General features: G+C 32.8%; 23 protein-coding genes. 3 read left to right on the top strand and 20 right to left on the bottom strand.

What is annotated here, in order from left to right:
• Positions 1-11 precede the first annotated feature (11 nt).
• From argH to R9X47_RS26900, 8 genes are all read right to left on the bottom strand, one after another.
• The gene (gene argH, locus R9X47_RS26935) at positions 12-1,520 is read right to left on the bottom strand and encodes an argininosuccinate lyase (RefSeq protein ID WP_432664144.1); all 1,509 of its coding nucleotides are present in this window, start codon (positions 1,518-1,520) and stop codon (positions 12-14) included.
• A 20-nt stretch (positions 1,521-1,540) separates the two neighbouring features.
• Positions 1,541-2,695, bottom strand: a complete 1,155-nt coding sequence (locus R9X47_RS26930; RefSeq protein WP_432664143.1) for an ROK family transcriptional regulator — start codon at positions 2,693-2,695, stop codon at positions 1,541-1,543.
• Positions 2,696-2,758: 63 nt separating this feature from the next.
• The gene (locus R9X47_RS26925; protein ID WP_432664142.1) at positions 2,759-3,718 is read right to left on the bottom strand and encodes an amidohydrolase family protein; all 960 of its coding nucleotides are present in this window, start codon (positions 3,716-3,718) and stop codon (positions 2,759-2,761) included.
• Between the two features lie 18 nt (positions 3,719-3,736).
• On the bottom strand, positions 3,737-4,558 hold the full coding sequence (locus R9X47_RS26920; protein WP_432664141.1) for a carbohydrate ABC transporter permease: 822 nt from the start codon (positions 4,556-4,558) through the stop codon (positions 3,737-3,739).
• Positions 4,559-4,575: 17 nt separating this feature from the next.
• The gene (locus R9X47_RS26915) at positions 4,576-5,487 is read right to left on the bottom strand and encodes a carbohydrate ABC transporter permease (RefSeq protein ID WP_432664140.1); all 912 of its coding nucleotides are present in this window, start codon (positions 5,485-5,487) and stop codon (positions 4,576-4,578) included.
• A 215-nt stretch (positions 5,488-5,702) separates the two neighbouring features.
• Positions 5,703-6,089 carry a rhodanese-like domain-containing protein gene (locus tag R9X47_RS26910; RefSeq protein WP_432664139.1) on the bottom strand — a complete coding sequence of 129 codons (387 nt, stop codon included), beginning with the start codon at positions 6,087-6,089 and terminating at the stop codon, positions 5,703-5,705.
• A 130-nt stretch (positions 6,090-6,219) separates the two neighbouring features.
• Positions 6,220-7,305: a leucine-rich repeat domain-containing protein gene (locus R9X47_RS26905; protein ID WP_432664138.1), complete on the bottom strand. Its 1,086-nt coding sequence runs from the start codon at positions 7,303-7,305 to the stop codon at positions 6,220-6,222.
• 203 nt (positions 7,306-7,508) lie between these two features.
• Positions 7,509-8,600, bottom strand: coding sequence for a GerAB/ArcD/ProY family transporter (locus R9X47_RS26900; protein WP_432664137.1), 1,092 nt, complete (start codon positions 8,598-8,600; stop codon positions 7,509-7,511).
• 288 nt (positions 8,601-8,888) lie between these two features.
• On the opposite strand from R9X47_RS26900, the gene R9X47_RS26895 reads away from it, so the two are divergent.
• Complete coding sequence (locus R9X47_RS26895; protein WP_432664136.1) at positions 8,889-10,874, top strand: PAS domain S-box protein; 1,986 nt, start codon at positions 8,889-8,891, stop codon at positions 10,872-10,874.
• Between the two features lie 328 nt (positions 10,875-11,202).
• On the opposite strand, the gene R9X47_RS26890 is transcribed toward R9X47_RS26895, so the two are convergent.
• From R9X47_RS26890 to R9X47_RS26875, 4 genes are all read right to left on the bottom strand, one after another.
• Positions 11,203-11,529, bottom strand: a complete 327-nt coding sequence (locus tag R9X47_RS26890; protein ID WP_432664135.1) for an MGMT family protein — start codon at positions 11,527-11,529, stop codon at positions 11,203-11,205.
• Positions 11,530-11,543: 14 nt separating this feature from the next.
• Positions 11,544-12,281 carry a SagB/ThcOx family dehydrogenase gene (locus R9X47_RS26885; RefSeq protein WP_432664134.1) on the bottom strand — a complete coding sequence of 246 codons (738 nt, stop codon included), beginning with the start codon at positions 12,279-12,281 and terminating at the stop codon, positions 11,544-11,546.
• A gap of 116 nt (positions 12,282-12,397) precedes the next feature.
• Entirely contained in the window at positions 12,398-12,568 is a 171-nt protein-coding gene (locus tag R9X47_RS26880) for a hypothetical protein (protein ID WP_432664133.1), read from the bottom strand.
• A 163-nt stretch (positions 12,569-12,731) separates the two neighbouring features.
• The gene (locus R9X47_RS26875) at positions 12,732-14,018 is read right to left on the bottom strand and encodes an MFS transporter (protein WP_432664132.1); all 1,287 of its coding nucleotides are present in this window, start codon (positions 14,016-14,018) and stop codon (positions 12,732-12,734) included.
• A gap of 314 nt (positions 14,019-14,332) precedes the next feature.
• On the opposite strand from R9X47_RS26875, the gene R9X47_RS26870 reads away from it, so the two are divergent.
• Entirely contained in the window at positions 14,333-14,494 is a 162-nt protein-coding gene (locus tag R9X47_RS26870) for a hypothetical protein (protein ID WP_432664131.1), read from the top strand.
• Between the two features lie 186 nt (positions 14,495-14,680).
• Here the strand turns inward: R9X47_RS26870 and R9X47_RS26865 are convergent, their stop codons facing one another.
• A complete protein-coding gene (locus R9X47_RS26865) occupies positions 14,681-15,838 on the bottom strand; it encodes an RNA-binding domain-containing protein (RefSeq protein WP_432664130.1) in 1,158 nt (385 codons plus the stop codon).
• Positions 15,839-16,045: 207 nt separating this feature from the next.
• Between R9X47_RS26865 and R9X47_RS26860 the strand changes: the two genes are divergently transcribed.
• The gene (locus R9X47_RS26860) at positions 16,046-16,945 is read left to right on the top strand and encodes a selenium metabolism-associated LysR family transcriptional regulator (RefSeq protein WP_432664129.1); all 900 of its coding nucleotides are present in this window, start codon (positions 16,046-16,048) and stop codon (positions 16,943-16,945) included.
• A gap of 144 nt (positions 16,946-17,089) precedes the next feature.
• On the opposite strand, the gene R9X47_RS26855 is transcribed toward R9X47_RS26860, so the two are convergent.
• From R9X47_RS26855 to hutH, 7 genes are all read right to left on the bottom strand, one after another.
• Positions 17,090-18,514, bottom strand: coding sequence for an aminopeptidase (locus R9X47_RS26855; protein ID WP_432664128.1), 1,425 nt, complete (start codon positions 18,512-18,514; stop codon positions 17,090-17,092).
• A gap of 152 nt (positions 18,515-18,666) precedes the next feature.
• A complete protein-coding gene (locus R9X47_RS26850) occupies positions 18,667-19,326 on the bottom strand; it encodes a response regulator (RefSeq protein WP_432664127.1) in 660 nt (219 codons plus the stop codon).
• Positions 19,313-20,485 (bottom strand): sensor histidine kinase, encoded by a 1,173-nt coding sequence (locus R9X47_RS26845; protein WP_432664126.1) that lies wholly within the window; start codon positions 20,483-20,485, stop codon positions 19,313-19,315. Before R9X47_RS26845 ends, R9X47_RS26850 begins: the two co-directional genes overlap by 14 nt.
• Positions 20,486-20,700: 215 nt before the next feature.
• Positions 20,701-21,192 (bottom strand): hypothetical protein, encoded by a 492-nt coding sequence (locus tag R9X47_RS26840; RefSeq protein WP_432664125.1) that lies wholly within the window; start codon positions 21,190-21,192, stop codon positions 20,701-20,703.
• Between the two features lie 111 nt (positions 21,193-21,303).
• Positions 21,304-21,756 carry a chemotaxis protein CheW gene (locus tag R9X47_RS26835; protein ID WP_432664124.1) on the bottom strand — a complete coding sequence of 151 codons (453 nt, stop codon included), beginning with the start codon at positions 21,754-21,756 and terminating at the stop codon, positions 21,304-21,306.
• 82 nt (positions 21,757-21,838) lie between these two features.
• Complete coding sequence (locus tag R9X47_RS26830) at positions 21,839-22,009, bottom strand: DUF896 domain-containing protein (protein WP_432664123.1); 171 nt, start codon at positions 22,007-22,009, stop codon at positions 21,839-21,841.
• A gap of 286 nt (positions 22,010-22,295) precedes the next feature.
• Entirely contained in the window at positions 22,296-23,822 is a 1,527-nt protein-coding gene (gene hutH / locus R9X47_RS26825) for a histidine ammonia-lyase (protein ID WP_432664122.1), read from the bottom strand.
• Positions 23,823-23,989: the final 167 nt, after the last annotated feature.

Genomic DNA, 23,989 nt, shown 5'->3' with positions numbered 1-23,989 from the left:
AAGAACGTATGTTAATCGATATACTTATCAACATTTTCTTCTAGGATATCCTTTATCGTGCTTAGCTTTTTACAATAATCCTTATATGCAGCTAAATCTTCTTTAAATACTTCTACTCTTCTCTCATACATTCTCTTTGTTTCCTTTGGTGCTGGGCCTCCTGTTTTGTCCCTTATCTTCACAAAGTTAACAGGATCTAATGCGGTTTTTATGGTATTTTTATCAATGTCAATATCTCGACCGACAATTCTCTTTCCTATTTCTTTCACTATATCCTCATCTATATCTTCAGTAGACAAATCATTTTCATAGATGTATCTTACAATTTCCTTTGTTATATGGTGACTTTGCCTAAATGATAATCCCTTTTCTCTAACTAGAGTATCTGCAAGTTCTGTAGAAGTAATGAATCTTTCATGGGCTCTTTTAAAAAGTACACCCTTATTCACCTTCAATGTAACTAGAACATTACTCATTATTTTTAGCACTTTTCTCAGAATGTCAATTGAGTTATATAAATGGGGCTGCAGCTCCTCCTCAGAATCGACTATGTCTCCATATGGTGTGTTATATAATACGTCAAATGCAGCCTTTGCCTCCGTTATTGCTCTACCAACCATTGGCCTGCAATGCTCAAGGGATGATGGATTTCTCTTTTGGGGCATTATACTGCTAGTCTGAACATATGGGTCACTTAGGTAAAAGACGTTGAACTCCGCTGTACAAAAATCCAATATATCCTTTAAAAATTTAGACAAAGCTGTTGCGAAAACCATTATCCCGCCTGCAAGTTCTAAGATATAGTCAGTTCCAGCAATACTATCATATGAGTTTTCTACAAGTCCATCAAAGCCAAGAAGCTCACAGACTCTTTCCCTTGAAATGTTGAAACCAGTTGTAGTTATTGCCGCCGCTCCAAGAGGCGATTTATTTATTGTGTCTATACTTCTTCTTATTCTTTCATAATCTCTTGTCACATTATCATAGTAGGATAAAAGATAATGAGCTAAGGTTGTGGGCTGTGCTGGTTGTGTATGGGTATAAGCTGGCATAATCGTATCGAAATGATCATTTATTAGATACAATAATGACTCCCTGAAATTCAGCGTCGAATCTAAAAGTTCTACTGCTCTGTTTCTAAGTGCTAATCTAAATTCTGCTAAATATATATCATTTCTACTCCTTGCTATATGTATCCTACCAGCTATATCCTTGCCTAAGAACTCTTCTAGCTTTCTTTCAAGCATAAAGAACAGATCTTCAAAGTCTTCATTATATTCAGCTTTACTATAGTCAATTTCTTCAAGCTTTCTTATTCCCTTCAATATTTTTGTTATTTCATCTTTACTTATTATTTTCTGTTCAAAAAGCATTACAACATGTGCTTTGGTTATATCAATAAATATCCTATAATAGTAATCACGTTGTATATTAAAAATTGGCTTTAAGACACCTTCAGTAAAGCTTCGCCCAGGAAAAGCAGTCCCATCTGCAAGCTGTACCTCTTTTTTTAAATTCATATGAGTTCTTCCTTCCTCACTTAGATTAGCTTTATATCATATAATGCCGATAGAGTATTTAATACAGAGCCATACAGCCACCCATTAGGCAGCTCAGAAGCTTCTATATCACAGTACAGAGGTGTTAATCTTCCAACCCTATCCCTTAATGGTCCTAGTATATGATCCTTCAAATTAAGTATTGACCCAGATAATATTACTACTTCAGGATTTAGTAAACTCGTTATGTTAGCAATTCCTATACTTAAATAGTCAATAATTTTTTCAACTTCAACTGATACTTCTACATCAGCATTTTCAAGCTTCTTATTAATTTCCTTGATATCCTTTAATTCTAGTTTTTCTAATAGGGCTGCCATAGAGGTCTTGCCTTCAAAGTATCCAAATTTGTCTAATGTGCTATATTCATTATTAATGGCATTTTTTGATAGAACCATATATCCAATTTCGCCAGCAAATCCATTGCTGCCTCTATATATCTTGTCATTGAGCACCATACTACAGCCTACCCCAGAGCCAACCATTACAAGGGCAAAGTCTTTGTAGTTACGACCTTTTCCCTTCCACTTTTCACCTATTATAGTCATGTTAACGTCATTCTCTACATACACATCACATTCAATGTTGGTATTTTCATTAAAGTATTCTCTTATCTTACAATTATTCAGCCTTATTTCTGGAGAAAATAACACACTGCCATTTTTCGAATCAACATTTCCCGGTATAGACATACTAATGGCGATAATATCCAAATCACTATTTTTACTGATTAAGGCTTTACAATTATTAGCTATCCTTTCAACTAACTCATCCCCGTAGCAATCACAATTCTCTATGATCTCTTCAGTGAAAACTTCACCAAACAAATTGGATATGATATAGGTGCTTATGTTTTTCTTAACTTTTATGGATAAGATATATCCGTAATAGGGATTAAGCTTGATCTTTATCGGCTTTCTTCCACCTTTTTTTGTAGAATTACCTTCTCCAACCTCTTTGATTAAACCCGAAGAAATAAGTTCTTCGATTATCAAAGATACCGTGGATTTACTCAAATTAGCTTGCTTTGATAGTTCAATTCGTGATATCCCTTCATACTCTTCGTATTCTAATATCTTAGAAAGCAAAATACTCCTATTCATCTCTTTTAATATACTATTTGTCCTTTTTTTCAATTTCTTCACCATATTTTCTATTTTATATTTATTGTTTTATAGGTAATATCTTAATATAAATCTCTACACCTTGATGTTTTCTAATATTCTTATGATATTTTCATTGAATATCATATTTATCTCAGATTCGGTAAAGCCTAGGTATACACAATCTCTATACTGGTCCTCAGCGTATCTGTATACAAATCCCCTTGGGAACCATGATCCATCGGTACCAAAGATTATTCTATGGGGTCCTATTGTTTCATAGTATTTTTTGAATAAATCCTTAACGGTTAGATCATAAGGCATCCATCTCACCCATTGATTACTCCCTGTTGTATCAATGTAGATGTTCGGACAAGCCCAGGCCAACTGTAGAGCATCCTTTACCTGACCACATCCAAAGTGAGGAATGATAAAGGGTACATCTGGATAAGCCTTTGCAACATCATGTAAGATTATTGGAGATATATTTGGATGATATGCTATTCCTCCAGCTCCCCCCAATATCCCGAAATGGATTAAGACAGGTATTCTATATTTTTCAGCTACCTTCCACAGCCTATCTAACTTTGGATCATCGATTCTTCCATTTAAGTCCGGTGCTAGAATCTTAAATCCCTTTAATCCTTGTTCTATTATGGCTTTTTCAAGTAGCTCCGGCGCATCACTGGAAAATGGATCATGATAAGCATATCCAATGAATTTTTCTGGGTACATTTTAACTATCTTTTCCATGTTCGCGTTACTCTTTTCATAATTACCAGCTGTCGCGAATATGATCTTCTCTATATTCTTTTTTTCTAAATCCTCTTTCCACTGCAAGGCCGTCTCTTCAATACTCTCCTTCGGTGGTTGCACATCTGGGAATCCCCATGCCCTTCTCCATTGATCCCTTTGGAATTCATTCATACTTTGAAGCCTATTCCATTTTTCTTCACCAAATCTATCTATATATTCATCTCTATAACAGCCTATGCCCATTCCCTTTACTAAAAAGTGAGCATGGGAGTCTATAATTTTAAGATTAGTTGGTAACATAATGTCCTCCCCTTTGTATTAACCCTTCAATCCGGCTAATTGTATTCCTTCAATTATTCTCTTTTGGAATATTAGAAATACTATAATAACTGGTATTGTTGCTATTGATGCACCAGTCATAATTAAATCCCATTCATTTAATACCTCACTAGAGAATAAGGCCACCCCTACTGGTAGTGTATACATATTAGGATCGTCGATTGCAATAACCGGCCATAGGAATGCATTCCAGCTTGCTAAGAAAGTAAATATAGCTAAAGCCGATAAAGCTGGCCTCACTAGCGGCAGTGCAACATGCCAATACACTCCAAATTCCGATAGTCCATCAATACGTCCCGCATCTAGTAGATCGTCGGGTATGCCTGAAAAAAATTGTCTCATTAAGAAGATACCAAAGGCTGAAACTAGTCCGGGAAACAATATTGACCAGTATGAGTTAACCCATCCAAACTTATTTATCATCAAGAACCATGGTATAATCAACATTTCAGTAGGAACCATCAATGTTGACAATATAGCAATAAACAATGGTTTTCTACCTCGGAATCTTAGCTTTGCAAAGGTATATCCTACGAGGGAATCAAAAAATAGTACACTAATAACTGTAATTATCGATACTACAAAGCTATTGAAAAACCATTTAGGAAACTTTGAATTATTCCAGACTTCTATGTAGTTTTTAATTGTTGGATTTTCTGGAATAAGGGATATATTGTATACATCTACACCGGTTTTAAAGGATGTTGCTATCATCCATAAAAAAGGAAAAACCATTATTGCACATACAATTGTAATAATTACATATAATATCAGTTGTTTAATTCTTTTCTTTTTCTCCATTATTAACTCCCTTCTTCTCAATTTTCTTTATTTAGAACCTTCATTTGGAACAGGGTTATACCTAGAATAATGATAAATAAAATTACGGTCATAGCACTTGCCCTACCCATTTTATAACTCATAAATGCAGTTTTATATATTTCAACTACTATACTGTTTGTGGAGTTTAGTGGTCCTCCTTCTGGGCCGGCAATATTAAATATCTGAGTGAATACCTGTAGTGTAGATATGGTATTTATAACTGCTAAATATACCACAGTGGGATTTAAAAGTGGTAAGGTTATATTTTTAAACTGCTGCCATGAAGATGCTCCATCGATTTCAGCAGCTTCATAATAGGTTCTAGAAATCTGCATAAGTCCAGCAATAAAAATAATGGTATTAAAACCAATCTGCTTCCAAACAATGTTAGAGATGATTACATAGATTGCTTGGGTAGTACTGTTTAAGAATGGCTGGGCCTTCAACCCTAGAGCTATTAGTATAGTATTTATTACTCCACCATTTTTCATAAACATCCATTTCCATACCCAAGATATCGCTACCGTAGATGTTATATAGGGAATAAATATTAACATTCTAAATAGTCCCTTTCCCTTTACAATAGCATTCAATACTAATGCGATTCCTAGGCTTAAAACTAAGCAAATGGGAACGGCCACTACAAGATACTTTAAGGTGTTCACTATGGCTGTTCTAAAAACAGGATCATTTACTACGTCTTTGAAGTTTTCAAGTCCACTAAAGGGTTTGTTAGATGACAGAAGATCCCATTTAGTAACACTTAGATAAAAAGAGAAAAGTGTTGGGAACATTCTAAATGTGAAAAAGTATAGTAACGGACCTATTATAAATAAATATGCCCATTTCTCTATCTTTCTTTCTATAGAAACTCCCTTTTTCTTTGTCCTTTGAAAGTCATTTGTCATTAATTGATTAGCCCCCTTCCTTGTCCAGTTAGTTCGTATCAAGAACTAACTAATTAAATATTATCAGAATTTTTATAATTTTTCAAGAAAATTAATAAATAAACCCAAAAAGAATTTGAATTCTTTTCGGGTTTATTTTAGAACGTATGTATGAATTTTTCTTACTCTTTATACTTCAATCACATAGTATCTCTAAACTAGAGAATACCTTAACCTCATGTACTGCAGCCTGCTTGTATAGGCATGTGTCCCTTTAACCAGCCATTCATCATTCCACCCATTAATGAGCATGCATCGTATCCAAGTACTTTAAGGATTGAAACAATTTGTCCGGCGGTTTGTCCTGTATAACAAATAACAATTATCTTTTCATCTTTTCTGAAGACACCCTCCTTGATGAAGTCCTCTACCTCTGGCCATTCTGCATGAAATGAACCCTCTATATGTCCCTTATCGTAATCTGACTTCCTTCGGATATCGAGTAGAAATAATTTTTCTCCTGCTACTATTCTTTCTTTTAATTGCTGGCTGTCAATAAGATTATTACAGCCTCTTCTCAGTTCTAAAAAATATTTTTCAACGCCTGAATGAATAGCTTCCATATCTATCCCCTCCTGTTATAGCTACGTAACTTTTTATTTTTTAATGGCATATGCTATTAAACTATATAAATTATACTTTATATATAATTTAAAGTAAATAGCAGTCGGATGTTTTTCGATTATAATTAAATCATTTTAACAGGTCTACGTTAGAAGTTCCTCTTTCTTTAACCACAATGCCTCTTTCTCTAGCCATTTTGTCAAAATAGTCTCTGTTATGAATATAGCCACCCTGTAGTTCAACACTTTTTAGCTCTCTTAGTTCAAATATTCTGCTAATGTCATTAATACTCATTTCATATAAGTCAACTTCTTTTAAATATGGAAACTTTTCCACACCATCAAATGTCGTTAGTCTTCCATCTCCAATATCTAACCTCTCTAGATTCTTTGGCCCTTCTAAACCATTTAGATTATCAAAGTCCATACCTTGAATTTCAAATCGCTTCAAGTTCGGAAAATTCTCTAGACTGTCTATCTTTCCTGCTTTAGGATAAACTATATCGATCCTCTCTAAGGATTCGATTTTAGGTATTTCTTCAATCTTATCGACATTTGAATACCATATTGTTAGTTCCTCTAGTTTAGATAAATTAGCCAAAGGTCTAAGATCCTTTATTGTGCTTGCATCAGATATGTATATACTCTTCACGTCTTGAAAGTATCTAATTCCTTCTATATTATTAACACGATCATTATCGTCTATGTCCAATTTCTCTATCCCTTTTAGATCTTCCTTATCTATTTTACCTTGAATACCATATTCTTTTTTTATTAATCTGCGAAAACCCCTACCCTTTATAATATTACTCGAGTATTGATAATAATCTATAGCAAAGAAAGCTACTAGCAATATCAATACTAAAGCAGCTTTTTCCTTCATATTCGCTGTACCCTTTTTCTTAAAATCATAGATATTAATGGCTGCAAATCCGATAAATATGATTATGTAATTTGGTATATAGGGATGACCATATCTAAATAGGATATAATTTAGTAGCATCGCTAAGCAGAATCCCCAGCCAAATACAATTTCCTTCACATCATCTTTCTTCATCAGATACCTTATAAGGCCTCCAATTAATCCTCCTACCCAAACAGCAGGTAATAATCCATCGGCAAAAACGTTTACACCAAATATATGAATTGTCATAAAGCCTACCATTATCAGGATTCCCCAAAATCCTTGCTTTTTATGAAAAGCTATTTTCTCCATATGCTACCCCCAATTTGTTCATATTAAATATAGTATTTCAATTATTAATATTCGTCGTGCTCTTTAAATCCCCTTCTATATATAATAATATAAACATCTTACATTCTGAAGATTTAACAGCCAGCGGTTTTGAGATGTTAAATCTTCGGAATGTAATAGATTTTTGTAACTTATATATTTTTTAATCAATCTTTCCAATCTTCTTAAGCCTTTATCTTCCTTTTGCGTTTCCGTTTTATATATGCAATAAATAGCACCATGACAGGTATAAAGATCTCGAATACAATAGCATATTTAACCCAAATTTCTGAATTATAATTAAGAAAAGTCATTCTGTTGTCAAAGAAAAAATCAACAAAATTAATCATTAATAATGATACTGGTACTGCAATGAATCTATAATCTGAAAAGTTTATAAGCTTTGCAATCCCTTTGCATACAGCTAATATAAGTATGCTAACTTTCAAAAATGCTCCGCCAGCACTTATAAGTACTGCTATTACTTCAAGCCTTTGTATAAAATGACCAATATTAATTACTCTAGCTGCTGTGTGGACAGGAAAGTATGAAGTCGTTGCAAAGTCTACACCTAGTATTAAAACAGTAGTGGATGCTATTACAAGGGCTAAAACCCCTGATATCAATAAGCCCCCCAAATAAACTCTATAGGCTGACTTTCTGTCTTTAAAGTTGAATACCAATGAAAGAAATACTATTTCACCAAAGGGAAATGAAAAGGCTGATATGGTCCCCTCATAAAGTGGCCTTGCTCCATTATACAATATAGGTTCTAGGTTGTTAGCATCCATTTTAGGAATTAATAGAATTACTACAATGAATACAAAAGATATAAATGCAATAATCACAAGCTTTGACCATTTCCCAATAACTCCAATTCCAGCCTTCACTGCCCATGCACATAGAAAAACAAGAGGAAGTATGGTTATGATTCTGGGGGTTTCTTCAAGGGTAGTTTCAGTAATAAATTGCTTAGCATTTACTAAAGTTAATGCTCCTTCATCAAATGCAAAAAGTATATATGAAATACATATGAATCCTCCCAGCACTTTACCAAAGCATGATTCACACATGTCATAAAAATTCTTTTCTGGATAAATATCATATAATTGAGCAAATATTATGGCCATAACACTAGCCATCAAAACCGATAAGATAATAGCTAACCAAAAATCACCTTGAGCCGACAAGGCAACCATCAAAACCGTAGATGTAGAGGACATAAAGAGTATCAAAATAGATACTGCTTGTATATTTGAAATAGAATCCTTGTTCACTACATAGACCTCCATAATTCCATTAATATTTTATATTATCTCCTTATTAAAACAAATCTATTATATCTTATGGAAATTTTATTTTGTTTCAGCACTTATTAACAATTCAATGAAGTGAATAGCTGTTTTTATAAGGTCTATTATAGAAATTCTCATTGGAAACCCCTCAGAACAATTTTGTAGAATATCGTCTAAACTTGCGATAAAAAGAGGGAGGAAGTTGTCAAGTTTTATAGTATTAAGTTAAAGAGATATATTTTGATAAGTTTAGCAAAGGTGGCGAATTTTGTGGTTAGTGAAGAGTTAGTAAAAAATAAAGAAGTATTACATACTATATTGGACTCGATACATGATGGGGTTCTAGTTGTTGATAATGATAAAAACATTATCCATGCCAATAAACGTTTTCAAGAGATGTGGAAAATACCCGATGAGATTTTTAATAATAATAACAATAGTGAGATTTTTTTGAATTATGTACTTGACCAATTAGCTAACCCTGAGGAATTTACAGCTAAGGTAGAAGTTTTGTATCAATCAGATTCTGATAGTCTAGACAATATAGAGTTTAAGGATGGTAGAATATTTGATAGATTTACTAAACCCTTATTGATTGATAACACTGTCAGAGGCAGGGTTTGGAGCTTCAAAGATATAACCCTCTTTAAGGAAAACGAAAAAAAGTTGAAGGATAAAATAGCTTTTCAACATAAGTTTATAAATACAATTCCAAATCCAGCATTTATAAAGGATATCGATGGAAAGTATATAGACTGTAATACAGCCTATGAAAAATTTCTTGGTAAAAGTAAAGAGGCTATTCTTAATAAAGGATTATATGAAGTATTTCCTAAGGAGTTGGCTGATAAATATTCGGAAAAGGACAGAGAATTGTTTAAAAACAGAGGTGTTCAGGTGTATGAGCATACCATGTCTCATGCCGATGGCACCATGCACGATGTCTTATTCAATAAAGCTTCCTTTACAGATGCCGATGGAAATATTGCAGGACTGGTCGGTGTTTTTTCAGACATTACTGAAAAAAAGATGATCGAAAAGGCTCTTTATAGAAGTAAAGAGCGATATCGAAATCTTTTCCAATATTCTCCAAATGCCATAGTTGTCCATAGTGAAGGTAACATCATTTTTGCTAATCAGGCTGCTGCAAACCTTTCAGGTGTTTCACATATAAATAAGTTAATAGGTAGAAGCATTTATGATTTTGCTCATGTTGATTTTCATGAAATAGTGAAAGAAAGAATTAGTCAGATTAAGAAATATAAAAAAAATGTTCTTCCATATGAGCAAAAACTAGTTAGATACGATGGTACAGTAATTGATGTAGAAGTAACAACCTCGTATTTCATCCATGAAGATAAAGTCGCATGTCAGACTATTGTTAGGGATATTACTAAGCGTAAGAAGGAAGAAAAGCTTAGAAAAGAAACAGAAAATAAGTTGAATGAGGCTATTGAGCACAATAAATTAACTACTGAATTTTTCGCAAACATTTCCCATGAGTTTAAAACGCCTCTAAACATTATGCTAGGAACATTCCAGTTATTAATTTTAACTCTAAAAATAGAAGAAAAAGAAAATTACAATACAAACTCCTATAAGAAAATTAAAATTATGCAACAGAACTGTTATAGACTACTAAGACTAGTTAATAACTTGATTGATATTACCAAAATTGATTCTGGATATTTCAAACTCAATGCAACCAATCTCAACATTGTTAGTCTTATAGAAAATATAACTTTATCCGTTGCAGAGTATATACAGGATAAAGATATAAAACTTGTATTCGATACTAATATTGAAGAAAAGCTAATGGCTGTAGATCCAGACTCAATTGAAAGAATCATACTCAATCTACTATCTAACGCAGTAAAGTTTACTAGCCCAGGTGGAATCATAAAGGTGACTGTTGAATCTAAGAATCAAATTTTGAAGGTTTCCGTCAAAGATAGCGGCATTGGAATTCCTTGCGATAAGAAAGATATTATCTTCGATAGATTTAGACAAGTAGATAAATTATTAACTAGAAAACAAGAAGGAAGTGGCATAGGACTCTCTTTAGTTAAATCCCTTGTTGAAATGCACGACGGCAAGATATCTGTAAAAAGTTTTGAGGGCGTTGGTACAGAATTTATATTAGAGTTTCCTATTAAAGTCATAAAATATGACGATAGTATTGGTAAGTCTGATATTAAGTTTCAACAGGAATATGTGGAAAGGATAAACGTAGAATTTTCAGATATATACGCTTAGCTTCTAGGCTACTATATAGCCTGAGGCGGTTAACAAACCCGAATTTCTTCGTTGTTGCTTCAATCAAGAACTCTTACGTATGTCTTTATACGCTGCGATCTCTTGCTTTCAGCACGCCTCGAACTTCGAGCTTCTTAACAGCCTATCATCTTGTTAACTTTGTTAACAATCTGAGGCTACTATATAGCCTTCTATAAATTTCATTCATGTTTATTATGTTCAAAAAAATATAAGACAATAGACTCCTCAAATTGAGTTTCTCAAATTAGTAAGTTCATTGTCTTATATTTCTATTTCATGTAGTCTATAAAAATGTTTCTAATATCCTCTATTCAAAATTATGGTGTAAGTCTCCGTTCCATAAATACTTTTTCAAGTCAACACATCCATTTTCCATAACTAGAATACCTTCTTCTTCAAGAAGACTCTTCTGCAGCTCAAACCCTTGACCTCTTCCTAGAGAAATTGTTCCCTTTGAGTTAATAATTCTATGCCAAGGTAAATTATATTTATCGGAATATACCCTTAGGGCCCAAGAAACTTGCCTTGCTGCCCTTGGATTCCCAGCGATTTCAGCTACTCTACCGTATGTTGTTACTTTTCCATATGGAATACTAGTCATAACTCCTAAAAGTTTTGAAGTAAACTCCGTCATTACTTCACCCACCTCTATTTTTTTCCGAGGCTTGCAATGTATGTTACAAATTCCTCTTTGCCATCTAGATCCAAGATATCATTAATAACATCGTCATCATATGCTGCTATGGCACAGACACCACTATCTATACCTTCTGCAGCTAGATATAGATTTTGGCAGACATGGCCTGCATCCAAAAGCAAATACCTATATGCCCTTTCTTGATAGCGCCATTTCATTCTATATAGGTCGGCAACCCATATAAATGTTACAGCACTTTTTTTCACCATAATCTGATCAAGGCATGCAACTGTTATGCTTTCATCAATATTATTTTCTAAATTAATTTCTACAAGCTTATGGTCGATAGCCAAAAATCTGTATAACCCTGGTTTCAGTCCTTCAACATTATTTATCAGTAAATATGTTTCAAAGGCGTGCCTCGCACCAGCCGAAGGCACATTTCTAAGTGTTGCTGGCCTTGAAACAATTTGTTTCACTCCTTGGGTACACCACAATAAATATGAAAGTTCTTCTAGGCTTAGGGGCTTATTTGCATATTTTCTTACGCTAGTCCTTTTTTCAATAGCATCTACTAGACTTATATTTCCTAGTTCTAATTTTTTAGGATCTGGCAAATCAATTACATTCTGATCCTTATCATGCTCTTGCTCAAGTGGTGGTTGCTTAATACCTTTATCCTGATCAGATACGTCTAAATACTGGTATTTTGTCTTTTCTAAAAATTCATGTCCAATCCCCTTGTTCATAATGTAATTCCTCCCCCATAATTAATTACAATCTATATGTATTACTTATTCTTTTATACTACCATAATAATTAAAAAAAACCTAGGTTTACACCTAGGCACATGTACATATATTACTTATTCAAAATCATTGATATTTAGATCTTCAACAAATTTCTCATTATTGTGGTCAAATTTCTTTGACTTTCTCTTAGGATGTCTTTGTATCGGATCAAGCTCCATATTTCTAATTTCATTTTCTATAGCCGCTCTATTTGCGGTAGCCTTCTCTTCCCTACTTTTTGCCATAATCACACCTCCATTCAAATCTATTTTTTTCTTTTGCTTGACTTTTATACATGATCCCATATTAAAAGGGATGTCTCAGAATAACTAATTTCTGAAACATCCCTTAATTGATCACATAAAATTTTTTTAAAGAAGTCTTTATCTATTTGTAACTTATATTGGTTTATAGCTCCCTCATCTCAGGAATCCTCAACATCCATATTCCTAAGCCTATTATTATTGCACCTGCAGCAAAATAAATTGTTGTAGGCTGTATCCTATCGGATAGTATCCCGAACAAAAATGCCCCTACTGGTATTGAACCCTGTGCTGCCGTTTCAAATATCGCAAAAAATCTACCTCTATATTCATCGGGAACTAGTTTGTGAAATGAGCTTATTAAAGGTATATTCATTAGACCTATAATTACGCCTAGTACCATCGCCAGCATAGCATAGATACCTACGACATAAATACTTGACATGTATGATCTCATATAGAGAGCTAGAGGTATACCTAATGCTAGAATTATTCCCCCCTCTATAATAACTCCTCTAATAATCCATTTACTATTATTTCCCTTTAGATTTTTTAGGGACAATATAAGCATTATGATAATCGAACCTATAGGAATAAAGGATTGCAAGATTCCATACATCCTTGCGCTCATGCCTAAGTTAAATTTTATTGTTTTAGGAAATATTATTTCAAAAACAGGATAATATATAACGTTAATACATAGTGCAAAGCCTACTAATAGTAAGAGAGTTTTTTGACTTTTTAAAAATATCAATCCCTCTTTAAAGTCATTGAATATATCTCTTCTAATTTTATTTATATTGAGTTCATATTGGGAATTTTTAGGTTTCGGCATGTCAATGAACATTTCTGAAATTCCCGACAATATAAAAGAGATACCATTAATCAGAAGTACTCCTGCTATCCCAAAATAATGCAATAAAAATCCTGAGAGTGATATACCAATTAAAGAGCTCAGCTTCCAGCTCATACTGTTTAATGAGTTAGCCTTAGATAAACTCTCTTTGCTGACTAGATTGGGAACTGATGAAATTACTGACGGATTAAAAAAGGTTTCAAAGAAAGCACATATAAATGTAATAGTAAATAAAACTCCTAAAGACATTAATTTAAAATAATTTAATGATGCCAGTGTAAGCATTAATGTTCCTCTAATTAAATCTGTTCCTACGATAATTTTCTTTCTGTCAAATTTGTCTGCAATTACACCTGAAAAAGGCCCGAAAACAAGAGTAGGTACAAGAAGACAGGACATAAATATTGCCATGTAGAATCCAGAATCTTTATTTGATAGTAAGCTCATAATATACCAAGCTATCGATGTTTTAAAGACATAGTTACCTATGTTTGAAACAATCTGCCCTGTAACTAAGAGCATGAGATTCTTATTTCGATAAATACTTGCATTTTTATTATTTACATTTAACTCCATCTATTTTCCTCCAATCAAATTCTATGTCTATTTACTATATTTATGGAGTCATTTATTTAATTGATATTGCAACATTATCCCTCCCTCTCAGTTTGATCGTAGGTTTAAGAATAATCTTAATATTTCTACATAATTCTACAATAATTTCTCTTTTCCTTTTGAATAAATAAATTATTAAAAACTTTTTTTATGACACATAGGAATTTTCACACCTTTTAAATCTCAGGATAACTTTACAAAAGATTTCGACTTTAAAACCACGAATAAATCATTATAGATATGAAAAAAATAATTTTGAATGGAGGTGCCACAATATGAAAGATAGAAGACATAGCAAGAATGATTTAGACAGGAGCTTTACTTCTAAAGTAGGTACTGAAAAAAGCAAATCTAGAAAAAAGAGTGAAGAAATAAGTGAATGTTATAAAATGAAATTGGAGCACTCTGAAGAACTTAATCCTGATGATTTTGAATAAAAAGCTTACTATTAATAGGGACTGTCTCATAAAACGATCTTATGAGTACAGCCCCGATGTGTTTCAGAATGAATGAAATTTCAAACAACTCAGAAATTCGTCATTCTGAGCCCCCCCTTTTTTATGGGAGCTAAAAAGTTATAAGCTAACTCCACTCATTTGGAAGTCAGCTTATATACACTTCGATTATTTGCTTACATTACTTTTACCAGGCAATACTATTTTAAACAAATTGTTTTTTCTAAAGTTGGAGAATCTAACCTTACCACTTTCACTAAATGCATCCTTAATCTTTTGAATACCTAATCCACTCTTCATAAATCTCTTTTTATCATCCATGACTAACAAAGCATGATAAAGCCAGTTGTTTCTCCTAAATGGATTTTGCTCCCTAGAAATATTGGTTATTGTATCTTTTTTTGAAATGCTTCCTGGATTGCTTATTTCAACCTTATCATCACCTATGTACACTAGGATTTCCCTTGAAACATCAAAGTAATCCCTATGGGCAATGGCATTGGCTATAGCTTCTTCAACAGGTTCTAAAGGATATTTTGTTCCCTTCAAGTGTTCTCTAATAAATATCGTTAGATTATCTAATAAAGCTAAAAGGTTTCCTGAAAAATATTTTGAAATCTTTTCTTTACCATCTAAGTAGATTAATTTAATTCCTGTATGGGGCAGGTATAATTGTGGATTGTCTCCGAATATCAATAACCCTCCAATGGTTGCATAAAATTGCTCACTGTCTTTATCATAGTGAATTATTCCAAGGTTGTTTAACAATACCTTATCTCCTTCAGACTCACCAATATTAGTTCTTTTTAAGTATTTTTTTATCAGCTCATCATTCAGTGCATCTAGTCCTATGTTATAGATAGGAATCTGTTCATTGCTGATAATTCCGCCGTTCTGAAGCATGCTTGCAATTTCATCTCTTCTGGCAAAATCCGTTGTTGATCCTCTTCTAATATAAAAGGCTCCTGTCTGTCTCATTTGGTGGGGCTTCCTATGGCTTCTAAAAATTGTAATAACTCCAACTGTTTTGCTATCAACATCAATGTATTCTACTCTAACATTGATAGGTGGATCACATCGGTTACTTATTATCTGCTGTATTCTTTCTTCATTTATGCTTGAAGGGTCGATTCCTATTATTTCTCTACTTTTATCCCTTACTCCAATTACTAAGTGTCCTCTTCCACCTTGACTATTAGCAATGGCTATAACGTCCTTAGTTAACTCTTTCTTCCCCGATTCTACACTAATATCAATTTTTTCTTTATAATCTAGTTTGGGTCCTTCTCCCTGTTTCAATAAGGATTTAAGTTTTTGCCCATCCATCCTTTCCCCTCCCAAATCTGTAGCTATAAAACTATTATACGCTAAAACTGGAATTTTTCCTTCAAAAATCTCTATTAAATCCAACGAATTTTCTAATATCCGATGCTTAATTGCATAATCAATTTTTCTAATCATGATTACTTTGTTTGAAAAACATATGTTTTAATGTTAATATTATCTTAGTATTATTGAATTGAGGTGTTAGCTATGGACTTTAGACAGTTAGAAACTTTTGTTTCAGTAGTAAAACTTAAGAGCTTTTCAAAAGCTGCTGAGAGCTTGTATCTAACTCAGCCTACTGTAAGTAATCACATTTCCAATTTGGAAAAAGAACTTAATACTGTGCTAGTAAACAGAACTAATAAGAATATTACTTTAACAAATGCAGGAAGCTTACTTTATGAATACGCAATAGAAATCATCAACAAACGTGATAATGCAATTTTTTCTCTAAATCAATTCGAAGGAAAGATTGAAGGTATATTAGAAATTTCATCTAGTACTATACCTGAACAATATTTTCTCCCAAAACTTTTAAAGAAGTTTAACAGTATCTATCCCGATGTAAAGTATAATTTAAGGAAGCATGATACTGGTGAAGTAATAGCTAATATTTTATCAGGTAAGATTGACTTTGGTATTGTAGGCGCTATGAAGGAATCGAAGCAATTAGAATATATTGATATTTTAGATGATAATATTGTCCTTGCCGCTCCAATTAAGGACAAGTATATCGGTATAGATTCTATTACCATAGATCAACTATTAACTTATCCTCTAATTTTACGTGAAAAGGGATCAGGAACAAGAAATATCGTTGAAGATACTCTCAGTAATCATAATTATTCTGTTGATAATCTAAATATAGTAGCATATATAGAAAATACTGAAACCATAAAAGAATGTGTAAAGAATGGACTAGGTATTACTTTTATATCATCTAAGGCCATAACTTCCGATGTTGAAAATAACTCTATCAAAACTATTTCAGTAGAAGGCTTAGACTTTAAAAGGAAGTTTTACTTCGTGTATCATAAAAATAGAGCTTTATCTCCATTGGCTGAAACCTTTAAGAAATTTGTGTTAGAAAAGGGGCTGAACTCATAAATTTCTCTTATGAGTTCAGCCCCAGGGTGTTTCAGAATGAGTGAAGTTCAAGGTTTTGAAATTTCACCGGTTTGGTAGTACTAACGTACGTGCCAAGTCGGTGAACATTTCAAATAACGCAGAAATTCGCCATTCTGAAACACCCTAAGCATCCTTTAAAAAAGCCATATACCCCTTATATGTCATATAAAGATCTATTTTACTAATCAATTCATAGGGTGCATGCATACTCAGTACTGGTACTCCACAGTCTAGAACTTCTGCACCATATCTTGCTAATATGAATGCAATGGTTCCTCCACCGCCTTGATCGACCTTTCCTAATTCGCCTACTTGCCAAACTACATCGTTGTTATTAAATATCTTTCTTACCTCAGATAAAAATTCAGCATTTGCATCGTTGCATCCACTTTTACCCTTTGATCCTGTATATTTAACAATAGTCAATCCCTTTCCAATAAAGGCTGCATTTCTCTTATCTAAGACATCGGGAAAATTCGGGTCAAAACCTGCTGCAACGTCTCCAGATAAAACTCTACTAGATGCAAGTGATCTTCTTAAAAGTAATCCATTGTAGCTTTTATTTTGTAGTGTAATTAGTTCAGCAATCATGTTCTCAAAAAACATTGATTCCATTCCTGTATTACCATAGCTTCCAATCTCTTCTTTATCAGCAAAAAATACTGCACAGGTTTTCTTAGGTTTTTCAATTTCTAATATTGCCTTTAGAGCCGCAAATGAGCAGACCCTATCATCATGTCCATATCCAGCTACTAAAGCTCTATCAAGTCCTACATCTCTTGCTTTGCCCGCTGGCACAGCTTGAATTTCTGCTGTAGTAAAATCGTCTTCTTCGATACCATATTTATCGTTTAATATTTTCATGATACTGAATTTTACTCTCTCATCTATGTCTTTATCTCCTAGGGGTATACTACCTACAATTATGTTTAAACCTTCACCGGTTAATCCATCTCTAAGCTTCTTTTCCATTTGATCCTTAGCTAAGTGAATAAGCAAATCAGATATAAAGAATACAGGATCGGTATCCTCTTCACCTATAACAATGTTAACTTTTTCTCCGCTTTTCTTAAATATTACTCCATGTAATGCCAATGGTGTTGAAGCCCATTGATATTTTTTTATTCCTCCATAATAATGGGTCTTAAGTAATCCTAAACCACCATCTTCATATAAAGGAAATGGCTTAAGGTCCAATCTCGGTGAATCAATATGAGTTCCAAGTACATTAATTCCACCCTCAATTTTGTCCTCACCAATCACTAATAATAGTGCAGCCTTACCTTTGTTATTTGCATATATCTTCATTCCAGGTTTTATTTCTTCATTATTACTAATTATTTCTTTAATGTTCCTGTATCCATTTAGTTTAGCAACTCCTAGTATTGAGTCTACGCATTCTCTTTCTGTCTTCCCTTTATCTAAAAAGCTCTTGTATTCATCTGAAAAATTGAACACCGATTTCCTCTCAGTTTCCGAGATATGATCCCATGCATTATCAAACTTATAGGTTACTTTTTCATAGATTTCTTTTAATTCTTTCCCCATAAACATCCTCCACATCAAAAAATTTATATGTATTAGTTTTATCTAGCTTAATAGTATTTTTTTTGCCTATTTTTGTCAAGATGTAAATTACAAAACTCTATTACATTCCGAAAATTTAACATCTCAAAAAAGAAAAAAAGATTTAGTAAAAACTAAATCTTCTTTATATTATGCTTAAATGCATAAATAGCAGCTTGTGTTCTATCGTTTACGTCGATTTTCTTAAATATGTTTGATACGTGATTTTTAACTGTTTTTTCACTAATAAATAAATTTTCTGCTATTTCTTTATTATTAAGTCCCTCAGCAATCAGTGTTAGAACTTCGTATTCTCTTCTTGTTAGTTTATTCTTGCCATGTTCCTTGTCAGAGGTCTTTCCTCTACTCTTATACTCTCTTACAAATTCTGAGGCTAAGCTAGGATGTATGTAGGATTCACCAAAATATACGTTTCTTATTGCTCTTATCAGGCTGTTTGATTCAGCGTCCTTTAAGACATAACCTTCTGCACCAATGTTCACAGTTTCAAATAGGTATTCTCTATCGTCATGAATAGTAAGCATAATAACCTTTGTCTCTATACCCATGTCTTTAATTCTTCTAAGTGCTTGAATTCCATTCATATTTGGCATATTGATGTCCATAAGGATTACATCAGGTCTTAGCTTAAAACATTGTTCTAAAGCATCTTCGCCATCCACAGCTAGGCCTACTACCTCTATATCCTCTTCAATCTCTAATATTTGTTTTAAACCTTGTCTCATAAGGGAATGATCATCTACTATCAGAATCCTTATCTTATTCTCTTCCATTGTACTCCTCCTCTTTACATACTGGAATGGTAACCTTTATTTTAGTACCTTTACCCTCTTCGCTTTCAATATCGATCTTACCCTTAAGGAGATCTACCCTCTCTCTTATACTGTAAAGTCCAAAGCCATTTTTATCATCTACTGAATTGACCTTCTCCTCTACATTAAATCCTATTCCATCATCTACTATTCTAATGTAAATATTTTCAGAACCTATATCAAGTTTAACAGAAACTCTACGGGCCTTAGCATGCTTTCTAATATTGTTAAGAGCCTCTTGAGTTATTCTAAAGATTGTAAGCAATAGGATTGACTCTTTAATTTCATAATTTTCGTTAATAACGAAGTCAACAGAAGCTTCACTGTCCCTCTCAAAATTCAAAACCAGTCTTTGCATTGTTGGGATCAAGCCTAAATCATTTAACGACATTGGCATAAGATCGTATATAATCCTTCTTATATCCTTTAAACTATCCCTAACAATTTCCTTTAATAGCTGTAGCTCTACTTTTGCCTTCTCTTTATCTAGATCGATTAGTCTGTCACATAACTCTGCTTTTAGAACAACATTGGCCATAGTTTGAGCAGGTCCATCATGAATTTCTCTCGAAACCCGTTGTCTTTCAAATTCTTGAGCCTTAATTATCTTAATCCCCATAAACTGCCTTTGTTGTATATCCTCTAATTGCTCAAATACTCCTTGAAGATTTCCACTTAAATATCCTAAAGCAACACCTACCTTCGAAGTCAAAGATTCAGCTTTCTCAACAACATCTTGAGCCCTCTTCAGTCTCATTTCAAGATTTCTTCTTTGCTTAATGTACTCCTTTTCTTCATGTCTCATTAAAGTAAGCTTCACTTGTAGATCATTTGCAGCTTCATAGGCTTCCTTAATATCATCTTCATTAAATTGTTTGAAATTTCTACTGACAATTACCAATCTTCTCCTGCTATTTTTTTCTAATTTTTCCATTACATCTACTTGTTTGATTATTTCTGCAACCTTATTCTTAAGCTCTTTTAGTTCATTTTCGGCTTCATTACATTCACTTCTAGCCTTTTCAGAAATCTCGAATATTTCCTTTTTACCTGATTCTATAGCAGTAATGGTTTTTTCAATTACTTCATTAAGAATTTTGACTTGTACATTAATGGACATTATAACACCTCTAATATTTGTTGAAAAATATCAATTATTATACTATTATATCGAAACTTCTCGATATATTAAATAGGTTTATGCATCTAATTTTTATAAATTTAAATTTTTCACAAAAAAATAGAAACTCAAAGACATCGAATCTCTTAGCTTCGGTCAAATTTTTCTTTAAAAAATGATCCCACAAAAAAAATGTGAATATAGTATTCACACTTTTAAGGCTCTATAACTTTGTAGTCATATATTTTCCATTTATCATCATCTTTTATCAGCTTCATACTGTAATCTACTTGTTCCTTATAATTTTTCTCAAAGCCCTCCATGAGCCATTCAACTTCTATATCGGCAGTTATCTCATTCTCACCTAGTATAGTATTTTTTATCTTTAATACATCAACCTTCAATATTTTTTCCATACCAGTATTTTGAGCCTTTATCTGGTTAAATGCTTCAATATCATATGTAAGTAAAGGATCCTCAACTATTTCCTTTAACTCCTCAGTTATTTCTTCGAGTTTCTTTTCCTCTGAAAATAATTCATTCCATAAATTAGCCCTTTTATTTAGCAGGTTATTTATATCTTTTTTTATCTGCAGAGTCTGTGTCTCATCTAGGTTACTATCATTATCCTCAACTGCAAAAATCATACTTCTATTAATCACTAATGTAATTAATAGCAAAAAAAACAACAGTACCTTTTTCATCATTCGCACCTCGCCATATATTGTATTGTTATTTTGATTATACCCTATATGTTGTACGAATCATGACTTATACTGTTGTCAAAGCAATTTTTTTTATCAACAATTAGTGCTAAATTATTCCATTTCTTTCAGTTGAACCTTTTCTTCATCAGTCAAGATTTTTTCTAGATCTAATAGTATTATGATCTTGTCCTCAACCTTTCCAACGCCATTTATGTATTGTCTATCTACGCCTGCTATTATCTCAGGTGCTGGGTCAATATCATCATTATTTATTCTTAACACCTGTGATGCTTCATCAACAACAAACCCTACATTTCTTCCATTTAAATTAATTACTATTATTCTCGTATCAGAATCAATTTCGTCATTCTCAATACCAAATCTCTTTTTCAGGTTGACGATTGGAATGATTTCACCTCTTAAGTTAATTATTCCATCCACAAAGTATGGAGCACTGGGAACCTTAGTACTTTCTTTAAATTCACTAATTTCTTTTACATTCATAATGTCTACACCATATTGCTCATTTCCTAAATTAAATATTACATATTGCTTCTCAGACACTAATATTCCCCCTTTTTTCTTTTGAACAAGATTATTCATCAGCATGTTTCAAAATCACAAATGAATAATCTTTGTTTTATTATTAATCTTCAAATTTAATACGATCTAATTGCCCTCTAAAGTTTTTTCTAAAAGTCTTTAGATATTCCTCTCTAAGCTTCTTTTGCTCTTGTTTCTCTAGATCGGTTAGGCCTTCAGTCTTAGCTTTTTTGGCAAGATGATTTATTCTGTCAATTCTCTCTTTGGGTTGCATCAACTTCCACTCCATTTAGTATATTTTGTCTATATCTTATCATTTAAAATATTTATATGTCAATCTTTTTACGAATAAATAACATGATAAATCGACAAATTTATATGAATTTCCTTTGTTAAATTGCTTCTATTAAAATTCGAAAAGACATACTAATAGTTTAACCCAGATTATCTATAAAAAATCAAAATGCAGAATAATATATTCTTACAACTCTCAAGATTTTCTATAAACAATCTGGGCTTAGTATTTTCCTATTTTTTATATAAACATCTATTTATAGTTATTAGTTTAATTTACCAATTTTCTCTTCTACTGCATCAACTATCTTATGGGTTTTAATTAAGTCAGCACACTTATTTATATCAAAGTACATTACTCTATCTTCGTGAAGAGTAGTCACTTCTTTTCTTATAATATCATATGCTGTTTTAGTTCCATTTCCTAACTCTTTATTTTCATGGAAATCTATTGCTTGAGCAGCTGATAATATTTCGATTGCTAAAACGTTTATCGTATTTCCTAAAATTTCTCTTGCCTTTCTAGCAGCTATCGTTCCCATACTAACATGATCTTCTTGATTAGCAGATGAAGGTATAGAGTCAACGCTTGCTGGATGAGCTAAAACCTTATTTTCTGATACTAAGGATGCTGCAGAATACTGAGCAATCATGAAACCTGAGTTAAGTCCACCCTTTTCTGTTAGAAATGCTGGCAAACCACTTAATTGAGGATTAACAAGTCTTTCTATTCTTCTCTCAGAAACGTTTGCTAGCTCTGCTATTGCTATACCTAGGAAGTCAAATGCTAAAGCCATTGGCTGTCCGTGGAAATTACCTCCTGATATAACGTCCTTTTCATTTACAAAGATTATTGGATTATCTGTAACGGAATTCATTTCAATATTTATTTTGCCTAATACATACTCAATTGCATCTCTACTTCCTCCGTGAATCTGAGGAGTACATCTTAGTGAGTATGCATCTTGAACTCTTATTTCACCTTGTCTTGTAGTCATCTTGCTATCTTCAGTTATCTTTAAAAGATTCTGTGCACAATCACCTTGACCTTTGTGCGGTCTTGCAGCGTGTATTCTACTATCAAAGGCATCAGTTATACCGTTTAATGCTTCTAAAGTCATAGATGCACTTATATCTGCCATTTTCATAACCTTTATTGCATCATATACAGTTAAGGCTCCAACCGCTGTCATAACCTGTGTTCCGTTAATTAGCGCCAGACCTTCTTTAGAAGTTAATTCAATTGGCTCAATTCCCGCCTTTTCCATTGCTTCCTTACCTGAAAGTCTTTCTCCTTTATAGTTAGCTTCACCCATACCAAGCATTACTAGAACCATGTGAGATAGTGGAGCTAAGTCTCCGCTGGCACCTAGTGATCCTTTTTCAGGTATAATTGGATGAACTCCTTTATTAACCATATCCATTAAAACCTTTAAAGCTGATAATCTTATTCCAGAAAAACCCTTTGATAAATTATTTATTCTAAGTAGCATAATTGCTCTAACTATATCATCGTCTAAAGGATTTCCAACTCCGCATGCATGGCTCATTATAAGATTCGTCTGTAAGTCTTTAGTTTCTTCCTTTGATATAGCTACATCACTGAATTTTCCAAAGCCAGTAGTTATTCCGTATACAACCTTTTCGTTATCAACAAACTCGTCAACTACTTCTCTCGCCTTGTTAATCCTCACAACAGCCTCATCAGTAAGTTCTATCTTGCAGTTCTCTCTTGCAACTTTTACAACATCTTCAATAGTTAAGCTTTCGCCATCAATATAAATAATAGACATAATTTCCTCTCCTTTTTAAGATATTATTGTTTAGGTAATAAAATTTTATGTTTTCAAATCATAAATGCTTTTATGATATTTGGAACTTAAATCCAGATTATTCATAGAAAATCTAAAACCCTGTTACGACCTTTCAAAATTTCCATGAATGCCAGTTTAAAACGAAA

It is taken from the genome of Wukongibacter baidiensis (assembly GCF_050888315.1).
In the GTDB taxonomy this organism is placed as follows: Bacteria; Bacillota; Clostridia; order Peptostreptococcales; family Caminicellaceae; genus Wukongibacter; species Wukongibacter baidiensis.
Note: the sequence above shows the minus strand (reverse complement) of the source record. Positions and strands in the feature narration are given on the sequence as shown.

Excerpts from the sequence above, each read along its gene's own strand:
- argH (WP_432664144.1), bottom strand. The coding sequence starts at position 1,520 with ATGAATTTAAAAAAAGAGGTACAGCTTGCAGATGGGACTGCTTTTCCT.
- R9X47_RS26925 (WP_432664142.1), bottom strand. The coding sequence starts at position 3,718 with ATGTTACCAACTAATCTTAAAATTATAGACTCCCATGCTCACTTTTTA.
- R9X47_RS26920 (WP_432664141.1), bottom strand. The coding sequence starts at position 4,558 with ATGGAGAAAAAGAAAAGAATTAAACAACTGATATTATATGTAATTATT.
- R9X47_RS26915 (WP_432664140.1), bottom strand. The coding sequence starts at position 5,487 with ATGACAAATGACTTTCAAAGGACAAAGAAAAAGGGAGTTTCTATAGAA.
- R9X47_RS26910 (WP_432664139.1), bottom strand. The coding sequence starts at position 6,089 with ATGGAAGCTATTCATTCAGGCGTTGAAAAATATTTTTTAGAACTGAGA.
- R9X47_RS26905 (WP_432664138.1), bottom strand. The coding sequence starts at position 7,305 with ATGGAGAAAATAGCTTTTCATAAAAAGCAAGGATTTTGGGGAATCCTG.
- R9X47_RS26890 (WP_432664135.1), bottom strand. The coding sequence starts at position 11,529 with ATGACGGAGTTTACTTCAAAACTTTTAGGAGTTATGACTAGTATTCCA.
- R9X47_RS26885 (WP_432664134.1), bottom strand. The coding sequence starts at position 12,281 with ATGAACAAGGGGATTGGACATGAATTTTTAGAAAAGACAAAATACCAG.
- R9X47_RS26880 (WP_432664133.1), bottom strand. The coding sequence starts at position 12,568 with ATGGCAAAAAGTAGGGAAGAGAAGGCTACCGCAAATAGAGCGGCTATA.
- R9X47_RS26875 (WP_432664132.1), bottom strand. The coding sequence starts at position 14,018 with ATGGAGTTAAATGTAAATAATAAAAATGCAAGTATTTATCGAAATAAG.
- R9X47_RS26870 (WP_432664131.1), top strand. The coding sequence starts at position 14,333 with ATGAAAGATAGAAGACATAGCAAGAATGATTTAGACAGGAGCTTTACT.
- R9X47_RS26865 (WP_432664130.1), bottom strand. The coding sequence starts at position 15,838 with ATGGATGGGCAAAAACTTAAATCCTTATTGAAACAGGGAGAAGGACCC.
- R9X47_RS26860 (WP_432664129.1), top strand. The coding sequence starts at position 16,046 with ATGGACTTTAGACAGTTAGAAACTTTTGTTTCAGTAGTAAAACTTAAG.
- R9X47_RS26855 (WP_432664128.1), bottom strand. The coding sequence starts at position 18,514 with ATGGGGAAAGAATTAAAAGAAATCTATGAAAAAGTAACCTATAAGTTT.
- R9X47_RS26850 (WP_432664127.1), bottom strand. The coding sequence starts at position 19,326 with ATGGAAGAGAATAAGATAAGGATTCTGATAGTAGATGATCATTCCCTT.
- R9X47_RS26845 (WP_432664126.1), bottom strand. The coding sequence starts at position 20,485 with ATGTCCATTAATGTACAAGTCAAAATTCTTAATGAAGTAATTGAAAAA.
- R9X47_RS26840 (WP_432664125.1), bottom strand. The coding sequence starts at position 21,192 with ATGATGAAAAAGGTACTGTTGTTTTTTTTGCTATTAATTACATTAGTG.
- R9X47_RS26830 (WP_432664123.1), bottom strand. The coding sequence starts at position 22,009 with ATGCAACCCAAAGAGAGAATTGACAGAATAAATCATCTTGCCAAAAAA.
- hutH (WP_432664122.1), bottom strand. The coding sequence starts at position 23,822 with ATGTCTATTATTTATATTGATGGCGAAAGCTTAACTATTGAAGATGTT.